The 14,282-nt window shown below is 67.1% G+C and carries 16 protein-coding genes; 2 read left to right on the top strand and 14 right to left on the bottom strand.

The window, feature by feature from the left end; translation table 11 throughout:
* Positions 1-90 precede the first annotated feature (90 nt).
* Entirely contained in the window at positions 91-240 is a 150-nt protein-coding gene (locus tag DYI42_RS14885) for a hypothetical protein (protein WP_244867946.1), read from the top strand.
* 124 nt (positions 241-364) lie between these two features.
* Here the strand turns inward: DYI42_RS14885 and DYI42_RS14880 are convergent, their stop codons facing one another.
* The 5 genes from DYI42_RS14880 to DYI42_RS14860 all read right to left on the bottom strand — a co-directional run bounded on the left by DYI42_RS14880 (position 365) and on the right by DYI42_RS14860 (position 4,460).
* Entirely contained in the window at positions 365-1,492 is a 1,128-nt protein-coding gene (locus DYI42_RS14880) for a GAF domain-containing protein (protein WP_213546784.1), read from the bottom strand.
* A gap of 181 nt (positions 1,493-1,673) precedes the next feature.
* Positions 1,674-2,387 carry a sterol desaturase family protein gene (locus tag DYI42_RS14875; protein ID WP_213546783.1) on the bottom strand — a complete coding sequence of 238 codons (714 nt, stop codon included), beginning with the start codon at positions 2,385-2,387 and terminating at the stop codon, positions 1,674-1,676.
* A 282-nt stretch (positions 2,388-2,669) separates the two neighbouring features.
* Positions 2,670-2,939, bottom strand: coding sequence for a 30S ribosomal protein S15 (gene rpsO, locus DYI42_RS14870; RefSeq protein ID WP_213546782.1), 270 nt, complete (start codon positions 2,937-2,939; stop codon positions 2,670-2,672).
* A gap of 172 nt (positions 2,940-3,111) precedes the next feature.
* Positions 3,112-3,582 carry a DUF5665 domain-containing protein gene (locus DYI42_RS14865; RefSeq protein ID WP_213546781.1) on the bottom strand — a complete coding sequence of 157 codons (471 nt, stop codon included), beginning with the start codon at positions 3,580-3,582 and terminating at the stop codon, positions 3,112-3,114.
* A 53-nt stretch (positions 3,583-3,635) separates the two neighbouring features.
* Entirely contained in the window at positions 3,636-4,460 is an 825-nt protein-coding gene (locus DYI42_RS14860) for a calcium-binding protein (protein WP_213546780.1), read from the bottom strand.
* Between the two features lie 198 nt (positions 4,461-4,658).
* Between DYI42_RS14860 and DYI42_RS14855 the strand changes: the two genes are divergently transcribed.
* Positions 4,659-5,468: a hypothetical protein gene (locus tag DYI42_RS14855; RefSeq protein WP_213546779.1), complete on the top strand. Its 810-nt coding sequence runs from the start codon at positions 4,659-4,661 to the stop codon at positions 5,466-5,468.
* On the opposite strand, the gene DYI42_RS14850 is transcribed toward DYI42_RS14855, so the two are convergent.
* The 9 genes from DYI42_RS14850 to DYI42_RS14810 form a co-directional block, all read right to left on the bottom strand.
* Positions 5,458-5,970 (bottom strand): DUF1643 domain-containing protein, encoded by a 513-nt coding sequence (locus DYI42_RS14850; RefSeq protein ID WP_213546778.1) that lies wholly within the window; start codon positions 5,968-5,970, stop codon positions 5,458-5,460. The genes DYI42_RS14855 and DYI42_RS14850 overlap by 11 nt on opposite strands.
* A gap of 163 nt (positions 5,971-6,133) precedes the next feature.
* Positions 6,134-7,036, bottom strand: coding sequence for a tRNA pseudouridine(55) synthase TruB (gene truB / locus DYI42_RS14845; protein WP_213546777.1), 903 nt, complete (start codon positions 7,034-7,036; stop codon positions 6,134-6,136).
* Positions 7,037-7,169: 133 nt separating this feature from the next.
* The gene (locus DYI42_RS14840; protein ID WP_213546776.1) at positions 7,170-8,495 is read right to left on the bottom strand and encodes a M16 family metallopeptidase; all 1,326 of its coding nucleotides are present in this window, start codon (positions 8,493-8,495) and stop codon (positions 7,170-7,172) included.
* Positions 8,492-9,895, bottom strand: coding sequence for a M16 family metallopeptidase (locus DYI42_RS14835; protein ID WP_213546775.1), 1,404 nt, complete (start codon positions 9,893-9,895; stop codon positions 8,492-8,494). Before DYI42_RS14835 ends, DYI42_RS14840 begins: the two co-directional genes overlap by 4 nt.
* Before the next feature lie 47 nt (positions 9,896-9,942).
* Positions 9,943-10,587, bottom strand: a complete 645-nt coding sequence (locus DYI42_RS14830; protein WP_213546774.1) for a hypothetical protein — start codon at positions 10,585-10,587, stop codon at positions 9,943-9,945.
* A gap of 98 nt (positions 10,588-10,685) precedes the next feature.
* Positions 10,686-11,216 (bottom strand): DUF3035 domain-containing protein, encoded by a 531-nt coding sequence (locus DYI42_RS14825; RefSeq protein ID WP_213546773.1) that lies wholly within the window; start codon positions 11,214-11,216, stop codon positions 10,686-10,688.
* Between the two features lie 50 nt (positions 11,217-11,266).
* On the bottom strand, positions 11,267-11,758 hold the full coding sequence (lspA, locus tag DYI42_RS14820; protein WP_213546772.1) for a signal peptidase II: 492 nt from the start codon (positions 11,756-11,758) through the stop codon (positions 11,267-11,269).
* Between the two features lie 12 nt (positions 11,759-11,770).
* Positions 11,771-13,360, bottom strand: coding sequence for a bifunctional phosphoribosylaminoimidazolecarboxamide formyltransferase/IMP cyclohydrolase (gene purH, locus DYI42_RS14815; RefSeq protein ID WP_213546771.1), 1,590 nt, complete (start codon positions 13,358-13,360; stop codon positions 11,771-11,773).
* An 18-nt stretch (positions 13,361-13,378) separates the two neighbouring features.
* Positions 13,379-14,282 (bottom strand): heparinase II/III family protein (locus tag DYI42_RS14810; protein WP_213546770.1); only part of this gene is annotated, 904 nt, incomplete at its 5' end.

Here is a 14,282-nt window from a genome sequence, read left to right as displayed (position 1 = left end):
GGGCGGGCCATACAGCAAAGTCGCGCAGATGGAAAGCTCTCTGACATCATGGTTGATGGACTGTTAACCAATTTGCGGTCGTGTGGAGCGATGAGCCTTCCCGCGCATCCGCGTCACGAGGCCTGGATCTCGCATGTCTTCCCTGCCCGCGGGGTGGAGCGGGGCGCGGTAGTGCGCCGGTCGGAGGCCTGGGTCGAGCATGAGATCGGCCACGAACGCTTCGTCGCGGAGGTCCGCTAGCGCGGGTTTCACCTCTTCGAGGCAGGCGGGCAGTTCATCGTCATCTGCAACCCGGGCCCGGTGCGGCGGCTCGTCTGACTCCAGTCGCGAATTTTCGACCAAAGTTCGTGCGCCGGCGGCGGCCTCACTCCGCCAGCCGCTCTCTCGGCAGGGTGATCCGCCGGGTCATCCCTTCCGGGCGCAGATCGGTGCTCAGGGTGCCGTCGAGCTGGCCCTCGATCGCCATGGACACCAGCCGCGTGCCAAAGCCGGCGGGGTGGCCCGCCTCTTCGGCGGTGCGGCCGGTTTCTTCCCAATGCAGGGTCAGCATGTTGCCCTCAACCGCCCAGTGCACGCCCAGCCGGCCCCCGGCGGCGGCAAGGGCGCCATACTTGGCTGCGTTCGTTGCCAGCTCGTGCAGGGCGAGCGCCAGCGAGGTGCTCGCGCGCGGGCCAAGCACTACGCTGGGGCCCTCAAGGCTTGCGAGGTGCTCGCTGCCATAGGGGGTGAGAAGGGTGGTCAGAAGGTCATGCAGCGAAATCCGGTCGCCCACCGGCTGCCCGGCCTGGATCGCCGGGGCCAGCAGGTTGTGCGCGTTGGCCAGCGCGTGCAGACGCGCCTCCAGCTCCGCCGCCGACTCACCGTTGGAATGGCTCAGCCGCACCATGCCGGAGACAACCGTGAAAAGGTTTTTCACCCGGTGGTTCAGCTCCTGCACCAGAAGCTGCCGCTCGGCCAGCGCCTGATGCAGGCGAATTTCGCTTTCGACGATTCCGGCGATATCCTCCAGCGCCTTCATCTGCCCTTCCGACCACTCGTGCGCTTCGGAATCGATGGCACAGAAGGAGCCCAGCACCTCACCGTCAGGCCCATGTACCGGCACCCCGAGGTAGGCCACCACACCCAGATCGCGCACCGCGCCATTGCCAGCCAGCAGCGGATGGGTGCGCGCATCGACAACCGCCAGAGAGGTGCGGGAGGACACAACGTATTGGCAGAACGAATGGCTCAGCGGCGTCTCCCGCTGGTCAACCCCGGCCTCCTCCAGCCCCGACTGCGCCTTGAAAAACTGGCGGTGGTCATCGACCAGCGACAGCAGCCCCACCGGCGCGCCGGTGATCTGCCGGGCCAGCCGCACCGCCCGGTCATAAACCTCTTCCGGCACGCTATCCATCAGCCCCGTCCGCTCCACGTCGGCCAGGCGTTCACGCCGCCCGAGTTCGGCGGCATGGCCTTCGGGCTCGGATGTTGGAAACTCGGGCAGGTTCGCCATCAGTCATGGCCTCCGGGGCTGCAATTAGAAATGAAGCGTTAGCAGCACCCTTCGGAAGGGGCCATTGGATTTATGTCTAACCCCACGGATTTGAGCGCTTTTCCGACCTTTCACGCCCAAGAAGGTGCGTCGGGAATGTCATAGATTAATCGCTGCAACCGAAAGATGTGGCGCGCAGCGCTCAGGCCATGTGGCGCGGGGTCTTCTTCACCCCGTAGGCTTTGCGCGCCGTGACAAGCCGCAGATCGTCCGGATCCATGCCCAGGCTCATCATGGTACGCCGGTCATAGCGGGCCCGCGCCTGCGCCGGGTCATGCGCAGTGCCGAAGAGCCGGTCGATCCAGCCCATCCCGGCCGTGACGTGAAAGGTGGCGTGGTGATCCTGGTAGTGATGCGCCATATGCTCGCGCGTGACCCATTGGCCAAACCGGCCCTTCGGCACGTTCAGATGCGCCAACGTGTGGCAGTATTCGTAAAAGGCAAAGGCCGAGGCGGAGCCGACGAAGAGCGCGACCCAGGCAAACTCCAGCGCCGTCCACAGGCCGACAACCGGCCAGAGCACCAGCAGATGGGCGGCAAAGCTCCCGGCGGCAAAGCGCAGCGGAAACCAATGGTCGTCGCCGGTGAAGAACTCTTCGTCCTGCGGAAACTCGTGATGCCCTATGTGGCTGCGGTACAGCGCGTTGAACGGGCTCTGCGCGCTCGGCGGCGCGCGATGGTAAATGAAACGGTGGATGAGGTATTCGTTGAACCACTGGATCACCACGCCGTAGGCCAGAGCCCCGAGCATCCACCAGGCGAAGTCGAAGGCCATCAGCCCCATCCCGACCAGCCAGAACGGCGCAAGCCGGTGCAACCCGCCCATGTGTAGGATGATGCGCAGCGCAGCAAGCATGATGGCTCTCCTCGGCGCGGAGTGTGGCGGCGCGCGCCCGGCCCGGTCAACCGGAACGCCACGTCCGGACGGTTCAGGCGCGCCGTCCTGCGCCGCAGGTCATCCTCGGGCCTGGCCCGAGGATCTCCCGCCATCGAGCCTCCCCACAGGCAGGCAGCGCCGTGGTGCCCGGCAGCCCCGGCCAAACGAACGGTCGGGCGGCAGAACTCCCCCCGGTGCCTTGGCAGAACGAAAAAGGGGCAGCCCTGAGGCCACCCCTTCGCTTGTCCCTGGCGGTCCGTCTTAGCGGCGGATGCCGAGCTTGCCGATGAGGTCCCGGTAACGGGCCTCGTCCTTGTTCTTGAGATAGTCGAGCAGCTTGCGGCGCTGGGCCACGAGCTTCAGAAGGCCACGGCGGCCGTGGTTGTCCTTCTTGTGGGTCTTGAAGTGCTCGGTGAGGGTGCTGATCCGCGAGGTCAGGATGGCCACCTGGACTTCGGGCGAACCTGTGTCGCCGTCCTTGGTGCCGTATTCCTTGATGACGCGGGCCTTGTCTTCAGCAGTGATCGACATCGGGGTCTCCTTTGGTTTGGTGTGTGCGGGCGCAAGCCGGGATGTCGTCCAGCAGGGTCCATGGAGTGTGCCGCCCGGGCGTTCCCGGTCGACAGAGGGGGCGTATAGGGCAAGCCCGGGCAGATGGGAAGGCGATTCGTGTGCCTGCGCGCGCTTGCGTGCCCGTGGCCCCTTAGTCCGCGTTTGCCGGGGGGATCTCGCCGGGCTCGGCCTGGGGCGGGTTGTCCGGCGCGGTGGCATTGCTATCCTCGGGAGGCGGCAGCTGCTCTTCCACCCGCTGCTCGGTTGCGGCCTCGGTCTGCTCCTGGCCAAACTCCACATCCAGCTCGGCGGCCCATTCGGCGAGGATCGGGATGAAATCGACCTGACTCAGCAGGTAGGCCAGGATCGAAACCAGCACCGTCGCGCCCACCACGGACCCGAGGCCAAAGGCCATGCCGCGCAGCAGTTGAAAGGCAAGCAGCCGCCAGAACTGTGCGTACACCCGCAGGAACTTGTGGTCATTGAGCTTGGCCACCTCCTCCCGCAGCGCCACGATCTCGCGCTGCAGGTCAGAGCGCGTGGCGTCATGATCGGCTTCGGCCTCCACGGCGGCGGCGGCACTGGCCGCCTTGGCGGATAGATGCGGGTCCGGGTCACTCATGGGCTGACCCTAGCCGAAAAGGAGCGTTTGAAAACCCGTCAGAACGGCGCGGCTCACGCCGTGGAGGCAAGCGACATCGGCACAAGCTGTATGTCGGCGGGCGAAAGGCTCGCCCCGCCGTGGACGAGCCCGATCAGCTCGCCGTCGGCGTAGACCTCCACCAGATCGCTTTCGATCTCGCCGAGGGTGATCTCGGGCGCCGCGCCGCCCAGGCTGTCATCCCACAGCAGCGCAAGGCTGTCTTCGCCTGCCTCGAAATCCATGATCTCCGCCACCGTCTCCTCGACGACGTCCGGGCCGAGCCGGAACAGGTCTGCCCCGTCGCCGCCGGTGGCCACGTCGCCATCGCCCAGGAGCAGCACATCGTTGCCCGCCCCGCCGTTCAGCCAATCCACGGTGATGTCGTCATCGCCTGCGAGCACGTCATTCCCGCTGCCGCCCCAAAGCGCATCGGCCCCGTCGCCGCCTTCCAGCAGGTCGTCTCCCGCGCCGCCCTCCAGCGTGTCGGCCCCGTCGCCCCCGTCAATTTCATCGTTGCCATCGTTCCCGAAGGCCACGTCATCGCCTTCATAGGCTTCGATCCGGTCATCGCCCTCGTACCCCTGCAAGATGTCATCGCCCGCGCCGCCATCGAGCAGGTCCGCACCGATGGTGCCGGTCTGGGTGCTGCCCGCATCGGGTTCCGTCGGCTCCAGCGTGCCAGCCTCCCCCAGCACCGCGTCTTCCGCCGTGGGGTCGAGGATGGAGCCGGCCGACGTGCTCTCGCCACTCTCGTCGAATACGGCGGCGTCCTCCTCAACATCCTCCCCGCCGCCGACCACGCCCACAACGGCAGAGCCGACGAGCACCGCGCCCATGATCCCAAACAGCAAGAACATTCCGATTTACCCCACAAGTGCATCCCTCGCGGCCCCCGGCCCAAGCGAGCGGGCGCGCATGTCGCGGCGCGGAACATAGCACTGGGGGGCGCTCAAACTCTTAACGCGCCGGAAAAGGTGCCTAGATTCTGCAACAAACTCTATGCGTTTGACGCAGTCGCTCTGGTCAGAATGAGGCCACCGGGGGATGATCCTTCCATGGTTGACGATTGGCTCGTTCCACTGGTCTTTCTTCTCATCGCCCTGGCGTTTTCTGCGCTGTGGCTGCGCATGCGCGCGCGCCGGCGGGCAGAGCTTCGCGCCTCGGCCCGGACGGACACTCTGGAAGAGGCCGACGCGGTCGTGGAGCTGCGCGACGACGAGCCGCTCGAGATTGCAGCGGTCCGCGCCGAACTCGCCCGTGTCCGCGCCGAGGAAGAGGCCGGGCGTATGAAAGGGACGCCCAGCGCGCTCCCGGAGGCCGTCTCAGCGGCGGACCCTGAAGCCAAGGCGGAAGCGCCGCGCCCCGATGGTGGCACGGCAACGAAGGAGACCTCTCCGGACGGGACGGTGTCAGAAGGCCCGCCGCACGCCACCGCCACAGCCGCGACCGGTGCCGCCGATGCGCAAGAGCGCCCCGAAGACGCGCCCGACCCGGCGGTGTCCGAGGAACCTGGCACGTCAGATCCCACGCCAGACGATGACAGGGAGGCCGGTGGCGACCGCTACGATGACGAGGGCCGCCTGATCCTGCCGATCGTCACGGGCGATGTGATCGTTGTCACCGACGTTCCGCGCCACATCCAGCTTACTGTCACCCGGCAATGGCCGATCCCGAGGGTGCAGGGCTTCCGCCCCGGGGCCGAGCGCCTTTCGGTGGCCTATGACGGCCGGGAGCCGACCGATGTGGTGATGCTGCCGACCGTCGACGGCTACCTTCAGGTCAACCTCGGTGGGCGCCCGGTGGTTCAGGTCGAGTGCGCCGACGGGCCGGATGCCCTCGCCTCGGCGCTCACCATCAACCCGTGACCCACGGCCTCGGCTGCTCGGTATAGGCGATGTAGAGCGGGTGCTTGGGCTGGCCGTGCTTGGTGAGCCCGAGGTGATAGAGCGGCCAGCCGCCCTGCCGCAGCAGCGCCTCCACTGCCCGGCCGCGGTCCAGGTGTTCGCCGTGGCTGCCCCAGGCACAGATGATCCGGTCGGCCCAGCCGCAGCTCTCGAGGATCGCCACGTCGTTCTCCGGCCCCACCGGGTCGGGGGCCGCGCGCATCGCCTTCGGGTCCGTGTCGCGCCAGGCAAAGATGTTGGTCACCCGGAAGCTGCCGAAGCCCAGCGTGCGGGCGCGCCGCTCGCAGCGTTCCACTGTCGGGTCGTTCTGCACCTCGGTTGCAGTGGAGGGGTTGAGCATGATGAACAGCGCCTTCTCGCCCTGCGGCGCCCAGGTGCGGGTCAGCAGGTAGCGGTAGCGCTCGCAGTCGGAATAGACGGCGGTGGAGGGCGCGTCGCCCTTGGTGTGCGTGCGGGTGATCACGCCTGCTCGTCCGTCCTACGAGACGTCCTCGCAGCGGGGCGCGCGGGGTCGAAGAGACGGCAAAGCCGTGGATGAGCCCGCCCGCCAGGCAGCTCTTCGGCCCTTGCGGTCCTCATCGCAGCTGCGAGGAGGGGGCGAAGGCCCCCGAGGAGCTGCCCCGGCCTCATCGGTTCAGCACCCGCGCGGGGTGAAACTCCCCGCCCATGTAGCGCCCCAGCGCAATGGCCCGGCCCTGATGCGCAGCCCAGCACTCTTCGCCAAACTCCGCGTCCGAGGCGATCACCGGCGCCGGGTTGCCATGGGCGACCCGCGTGGCCGCCGCCTCGTTCACCATGACACGCGGCACATCTCCCAGCCCGGCCTCGAGAGGCACCAACAGCGCATCCAACTCGGGCGTGCGCGCCAGCGCTTCCACCTGCTCCAGCGTCACAGCACCCTCAAGATCAAACGGGCCCGACCACTCGCGCCGCAGGTCCAGGACGTGGCCAAGGCATCCGAGCGCCTCGCCGAGGTCGCGCGCGATGGAGCGCACGTAACCGCCCTTGCCGCACACCATCCGCAGCTCCACGGTGTCGGCATTGGGCCGCGCCACAAGGTCGAGGCTCTCCACCCAGAGCGGCCGGGCCTGCACCTCGAAATCCTCGCCGTCGCGCGCCAGCGCATAGGCGCGCTCGCCGTCGATCTTCACGGCAGAGAACTTGGGTGGCACCTGCATGATCTCGCCGGTGAACGCCGCCAGCGCGGCGCGGATCTCGTCATCCGTTGGCCGCGCCTCGGCGGTGGCGATCACCTCGCCCTCGGCATCATCGGTGTTGGTCGCCGCGCCCAGCCGCACGGTGAAGCCGTAGCACTTGTCGGCATCGGTGATGTAGGGCACGCATTTGGTCGCCTCGCCGAAGGCGATCGCCAGCAGCCCGGTGGCCGCAGGGTCGAGCGTGCCGGCGTGGCCGGCCTTCTTCGCTTGATACGCCCAGCGCAGCTTGTTCACGCAGGCGGTGCTGGTGGGGCCGGCGGGCTTGTCGAGGATGATCCAGCCGGAAATGTCGCGTCCCTTGCGGCGGGCCATGAAGCCTCCCTTGGTGATGAGAGGCCGGGGCGTACCGCGGAGCCGCTTCGCGGTCAACCGTGGCCTGCTCATCCGCCCTTCGAGGCGTCTTCGCCCCGGCGATGAGGCTCCGAAGGCGGCGAAGAGCCGCCCCTCAGTTCCCCGCCGTCTCCTCCAGCCCTTCCGGCGCGCCGACCACAACGAAATGCAGGCCCTCCGGGTCGATCAGCTCGGCGGCGACGCGCTTGATGTCTTCCACCGTCACCGCCTCGACAAAGCTGTTGCGGTTCTCGATGTAATCCACGCCGAGCTCCTCCATCTGGAGGCCGACAAGGATATTGGCGATGCGGGCGTTGCCGTCAAACCGCAGCGGGTAGGCCCCGGTCAGGTATTTCTTCGCCCGCTCCAGCTCTTCGGCCGTCACGCCTTCGGCCGCCAGCTTCGCCCATTCCGCGCGCACCACCTCGATCGCCTGCGCCACCCGGCCATTGGCCGAGGCCACGCTGCCGCCAATGAGCTCCGCGTAATCCATCGGGGCAACATAGGCATAGATGCCGTAGGTCAGCCCGCGCTTCTCACGCACCTCTTCCATCAACCGGCTGTTGAAGCCTCCCCCCCCCATGATCTGCATCATGATGAAGACGGGGAAGAAATCGGGATCATCCCGGGTGATGCCCCGCTGCCCGAAGGCCACCACCGATTGCGGCGTTTCATAGGGCACCACGGTTAGGCCGCCGGGCAGGGTGTAATCCACGTGCTCGGGCAGTTCGGCGCCCTCCTCGGGCAGGCCCGCAAAGAGGCTGTCGAGCAGCCCCGCGAGCCGCTCTGCGTCGATGTCGCCCACCGCGCTCACGTAAAGCCGGTCGCGCGCCATTACCCGCGCCTTGGCCTCGAACATGTCGTCCCGGGTCAGCGCGGCCACGCTCTCTTGGGTGCCGTTGGAGTCCGAGCCATAGGGGTGGTCGCCCCAGGCCAGCCTGTCCCAGGTGTTGCCGGCAATCTTGTCGGGGTCGTTCGCATCCGACTGGATGATGGATTGCACCTGCGCCCGCACCCGGTCCAGCGCGTCCTGGTCAAAGCGCGGCTCTTCCATCGCCAGCCGCAGCAGCTCTGCGGCTTCGTCCATGTTCTCTGTCAGGAAGCGGGCCGAGATGGTCAGCGCATCCTTGTGCACGTCGAAATTGATCGAGGCGGCGAGGCTGTCGCGCGCCGCGGCCCATTCGCGGGCGTCCATCTCTCCCGCACCCTCTTCTAGGATCGCGGACATCAGGTTGATCGCCCCCCGCTTGCCTGGCGCATCCAGCGAGGCCCCGCCCTTGAAGCGGATCTCCAGAGCCACGAAGGGGATGGAGGGCTCGTTCACCAGCCAGGCCTCAACGCCGCCCGGCGAGCGGACCTCTTCAATCTCCACCTCCGCCCAGGCCACCATGGGCGTGAGGGCAATGATCAGCCCGCAGGCGATCCGCTTCAGCGCGTTCATTGCGAAATCTCCTCGGCTTCGGTCGCGGCTTCCGGGGCGGGGGCGCTCGCCGGTTCCGCCGTGGGCAGGTCAGGGCGGGTGGCATGGCCCGTCACCGAGTTGCGCATGTCCAGCACCTCGCGGGCCACGGCCATCACGTCGTCGGGCGTCACCGCCTGCAACACCTCGGGCCAGGCCTGGATGTCCTCCACCGTCAGCCCGGTCGTCAGCCCCTCGCCGTAACGACGGGCCAGCCTTTGCAGGTTGTCCTTGGCATAGATCTCGCTGGCCCTGAGCTGCATCTTGATCCGCTCGAAGGCCTCCATGTCGACGCCTTCTTCCAGGAAGGTCTCGATCACCCGGTCCATATCGGCCTCTGCCTCCTCAAGGCTGCGGCCCGGCACCGGCACCACGTAAAAGCCGAACTGACCGTCATCGAGGCTGTCGCCCGAGTAGAAGGCGGCGGAATAGACGGCCACGCTCTCCTCGAATTGCAGCATCCGCCCCATCAGCGAAAGCGTGGGCGATCCGCCCATCAGCTCGGCCAGAAAGGTGAGCGCCGCAGCCTTCTCCTGCGCGCCACTGTCGCGCTCGGGCGCAAGGTAGGTGCGCACCACATAGGGCTGCGAAATGCGCGGATCTTCGAAGTCCAGGTGCCGCGGCGCGCGCTGCGGCGGCTCCTGCGGGCGGGCGCGCGGCTTTAGCGCGGGGTTGGCGGGCAGGGGGCCGAAGTGGGTTTCGGCGAGGCGCTTCACCTCGTCGGGCTGCACGTCACCGGCCACCACCAGGATGGCGTTGTTGGGTGAGTAGTAAAGCTTGTAGAAATCCAGCGCATCCTGCCGGGTCAGCTCCTCCATCTCGTGCTTCCAGCCGATGATCGGAATGCCGTAGGGGTGGTTCATCCATTGCGCGGCGCGGCGATCCTCGCCGAAGAGGGCCGAAGGGTCGTTCTCCACCCGCTGGTTGCGCTCTTCGAGGATCACCTGAAGCTCCGTCGCCACGTCTTCCGGCGTGATCAGAAGGTCCACCATCCGGTCGGCCTCCATCTGCATCATCAGCTCCAGCCGGTCGGCGGCCACGCGCTGAAAGTAGCCGGTGTAATCCCAGGAGGTGAAGGCATTGTCGCTGCCGCCATTGGCCTCCACCACGCGCGAGAACTCGCCGGGCGCCAGATCGTCGGTGCCCTGAAACAGCAGGTGCTCAAGAAAATGCGCAATGCCCGACTTGCCCGGCGGCTCATCGGCGGCCCCGGTGCGATACCACACCATGTTGACCACCACGGGCGCGCGGTGATCCTCGATCACCACAACATCCATCCCGTTCTCGAGCGAGAAGGTCGTGACCTCTTCAGCGGCGGCGGGGAGGGCGGTGAAAGCCAAAGCGGCGGCAAGCGCGGCTCCGGCGCGGCGGATCGGGTGCATCGGCGCTCCTCTCGGTTTCTGCGAAAGATACCCTAGGCATGAGGCGGTTATGCGCAAGCCCGGCAACGGGCTTGTGAAGGCCGGTGTGCGGTGCCTAAAAGCTCTGGCGCAAAACGAAGATCAGGTTTTCTCCGAAGATGTAGGCAATCAGGAGCAACCCCGCCCCGTAGAGAGCTGCACATAGCGTGCAGGCCGTGCGGTTGCGGGCCTCTTCCGCGGAGAAAATGTCCCAGAACAGCGCGCTTGATTTCTCGGCCAGCGCGGGCGCATCGTAGCCGAACTTCATCGTAGCCGAACTTCTTCGCCTCGATCAGAACGCTTTCGACCTTGTAATCGGGCTCATGATCGGGGTGCGCGTCGAGATAGTCCCGCAGGTACTCGACCCCGTGCCCACGATCCCGGAACGCGCGGAAATCCCTGAACTCGCGGACCAGCGCTGGGCAGAACGCGAGGAAGGTCAAGTTGGCGAGCGTGAACAGCACGGCAGCCGCGTAGAAGGCCTTCCAGCTGAAAGGCAGATCGAGCGTCATGGCGACCTGCCCGTCAAACAGGAGCACCGTCGAAGTGCCGGGAATGTCCGCAAGAAGCTTGACGCAGAGCGGGACAACAATCAGCCAGATGTAGCTCGACCGCACGAGCCGGTTCCCTCCCATCCGGGCGATGGTGCTCCACTTGATGTTCCACCCTGCCATCGCACGCTCCTGCCCGCAGTTGTCCGGCGGCAGGGTAGCGCGGGCTCGGCGATCTGCAAAACTGGTGGGCGTCCTTGTCGGAGCGACAGGCGCTGCGTTTACTGGTAGGCGCCGCTCGGCGGGGCCGAAGGCGTCTTGGCGCCGGCCCGGCGGAAGCGCTGCAACTCGGCCTCTTGGTCCAGCGACTGGCGCCGGTAGGCCCGGTAGTAGACGTTCACGTTGGCCAGCCGCTCCAGCAGGCGGCCATCGTTGCGCTTGCGAAACTCGTAGTCCTCCGCGGCCAGCACGCCGCGGATGTTGCGGGTCAGGCCAAAGCGGGTGACATGGCCCATCAGCGCCGGCTCGCCGCGCACCTGGCCGGTGCGGTTCAGCCTGTCGGGGCTGCCGCCAAGAGCCGCCACCGCATCCTTGAAGGGCGTGGCATCGGCGCGGTTGCTGGCGCCCGGGGTGGGCGGCGGCAGATCACGATAGTTCTCGGGCTGCTGGATCGGCTTGTTGGGCAGAATGGCGAACTCGTCGGGCGTATCCTGCCCGCGCTCGATGTTCATCAGCTCCGGCTCGCGCGAGCAGGCCGTCACCAGCGCACAGAGGGCCAGCCCCAGCGCAATGCGCCCGGCTGCCTTCGCCATCTTTTCAGCCCCTGAAACCACTCGGCCTTCCTTCAAGTCTTTTGCCCGTTCTAACGCGTTTCACCGCCCTCGTCAGCCGCCTTTTTCTCTCCGGTCCACAGGATGAGGCCAAAGGCCCCCGCGAAGATGAAAACATCAGCCAGGTTGAAGAGGTAGGGGTTGGCGATCCCGCAGCAGGACATGTTGAGAAAGTCCACCACGCCCGGGTGCAGCAGCCGGTCCAGCGCATTGGCCAGCGCCCCGCCGATCACCAGCCCGGCAGAGGCGAAGGCGAGGGGGCGGGTAAAGCTGCGCATCGCCCAGATCAGCAGCAGCGCCGAAAGCACCAGCGCCACGGCAATGAGGAAATAGGCCTGCATCGGCGAGCCCTCTCCGAACAGGCCAAAGTTGATCCCGTCATTGTAGCCCAGCCGAAACACCAGGTAAGGCGGCCAGACCTCTTCCTGAAGGACCACCGGCAGGCGGACCACTTCGAGGATCCACCACTTCGAGAGCTGGTCGATCCCGAAGGCCAGAAGGGCGGTGATGATGAGCCAGCGCATGCCGTTGCCCGCTCAGTGCCGGAAGTGGCGCATGCCGGTGAAGACCATGGCAATGCCCGCCTCGTCGGCGGCGGCGATCACCTCGTCGTCCCGCATCGAGCCGCCCGGCTGGATCACCGCTGTCGCCCCCGCCTCAACGGCGGCCATCAGCCCGTCGGCAAAGGGGAAGAAGGCATCGGAGGCCACCACCGAGCCCTTGGTCAGCGGCTCGGAGAGGCCCAGGGCCTCGGCCATATCAAGGCTCTTGCGGGCCGCAATGCGCGAGCTGTCCACCCGGCTCATCTGGCCCGCGCCCACACCCACGGTGGCGCCATCCTTCACGTAGATGATGGCGTTGGATTTCACGTGCTTGCCCACCGTCCAGGCAAACAGCAGGTCGTCGATCTGCGCCTCGGTCGGCTGGACCTTTGTCACCACCTTGAGGTCATCCTTGCCGATGTGGCCCACATCCTTGTCCTGCACCAGCATGCCGCCGCTGACCTGCCGATAGGTCAGCATCGCTTCGCGCGGATCGGCCAGCGCGCCGGTGGTCAGCAGGCGCAGGTTCTTCTTGGCGGCAAAGACGGCCTTGGCCTCGTCATCGGCCATCGGCGCGATGACCACCTCGGTGAAGATCTCGCTGATCGCCCGGGCGGTGGCCCCGTCCAGGGTGCGGTTCAGCGCGATGATCCCGCCGAAAGCCGAAGTCCGGTCACAGTCGAAGGCCCGGCGATAGGCCTCTTCCAGCGTCTCGCCCCGGGCCACGCCGCAGGGGTTGGCGTGCTTGATGATCGCGCAGGCCGGGCCCGCCTCGGCGGCGAATTCGCTGACCAGCTCGAAGGCCGCATCCGTGTCGTTGATGTTGTTGTAGCTCAGCGCCTTGCCCTGATGCTGCTCCGCCGTGGCAACGCCGGGGCGGTGGCTGCCGTCGGTGTAGAAAGCCGCGTTCTGATGCGGGTTCTCGCCATAGCGCATGGTAGCCGCCAGCGTGCCGGCAAAGGCGCGGCGGCGCGGCGTGGGCTGGCCGATGGCATCGGCCATCCAGGTGCTCACGGCGGCGTCATAGGCGGCGGTGCGGGCATAGGCCACCTGTGCCATCTGCTCGCGGAAGGCGCGGGTGGTCTGCCCGTCGTTCTCGTCCAGCTCGGCGATCAGCCCGGCATAATCCTGCACGTCGGTGATGACATTCACGAAGGCATGGTTCTTCGCCGCGGCGCGGATCATCGCAGGCCCGCCAATGTCGATGTTCTCGATGCAGGTGTCATAATCCGCGCCCTTCGCCACGGTGGCCTCGAAGGGGTAGAGGTTGACCACCAGCAGGTCGATCGGCTCGATCTCGTGTTCGCTCATCGCCGCCACGTGATCGTCGTTGTCGCGCAGCGCCAGCAACCCGCCATGCACGCGCGGATGCAGCGTTTTCACCCGCCCGTCCATCATCTCGGGAAAGCCGGTCACATCGGCCACGTCGCGCACATCAATGCCCGCCTCGCGCAGCATCCCGGCGCTGCCCCCGGTCGACAGGATCTCGATGCCGCGCTGGGCCAGAAGCTCGGCCAGCTCCACCAGCCCTTGCTTGTCGGACACGGAAAACAGCGCGCGGCGGATCGGTTGCAGGTCACTCATCGGCATCGGCCCCCTCGGTCAGCCTTGCCCCGCGTCCTCATCCTCGCCGTCATCGTCGTAGGTGTCGCGGAGCGTATCTCGGATGGCCTGCGGGGTATCCTGTGCTTTCGCCAAGGTCCAGCCGATCTCGTGCCCATAATCCATGCATTTCGCCGAAAGGACGATCTGCCGCGCGGCGCGGGGCTTGATCCGCCCCTGTTCGAGGTAAACCGACGGCTCCAGCGCCAGCTCGGCGGAGCCGTCATGGCGAAACACCCAGATCTCGCCAGACTTCAACGCCAGCGACACCGCCATGCCGCCCATGTCCACCGTGGCGTCCACATCCGGATGCAGGTGAAAATGCGCGGTGAAGGCCACGCCCTGAAGCTGCATCCGCGTCATCGCCGCATCGAAGGCGCGGCGTGCCTCTTCGGTGAAGGCGCGCAGCGTGTCGGTGCCGGTCAGCAGGCGGCCTGCCGGGTCGAGGTTGAGCCGCCGCATGTGGGTGAGCCCGTGGGTGGTGCCATAGCCGTCATGGCCCGCCAGCAGGTGAATGCCGGTATCGTCGGCGGTGCGCTCCACCTTCACCTGGCGCGGCACGTCTTCCAGAAATTCGCCGCGCTGCCCGCTCGCCGTGGCCAGCCGGGAGGAGGAATAGCGTTCCACCGCGAGGGTGGAGTGCGAGGCGGTGGCGCGCCCCGCCCGCCGCCAGCCTTCGCCAAAACTCGCACCCGAGCCGCAGTTCACGATCACCGGGCGACGGCCCGAGGTCAGCTCAAAGCCGAGCGTGGAGGCGTGCGCCCGGGCCGAGGCCGCGCCCTGCGGCGGGCGTGCGGCATCGACGATGACAGTGGTGCGCCCGGCGGCAAGCCGCGCGTATCCCATCGACAGCCCCTCCCCCGGCCCCTCGCGCACGCCCGAGGCCACCAGCGCCGCGTCCAGC

Source organism: Vannielia litorea (assembly GCF_018424695.1).
GTDB classification, from domain to species: domain Bacteria; phylum Pseudomonadota; class Alphaproteobacteria; order Rhodobacterales; family Rhodobacteraceae; genus Vannielia; species Vannielia litorea_A.
Note: the sequence above shows the minus strand (reverse complement) of the source record. Positions and strands in the feature narration are given on the sequence as shown.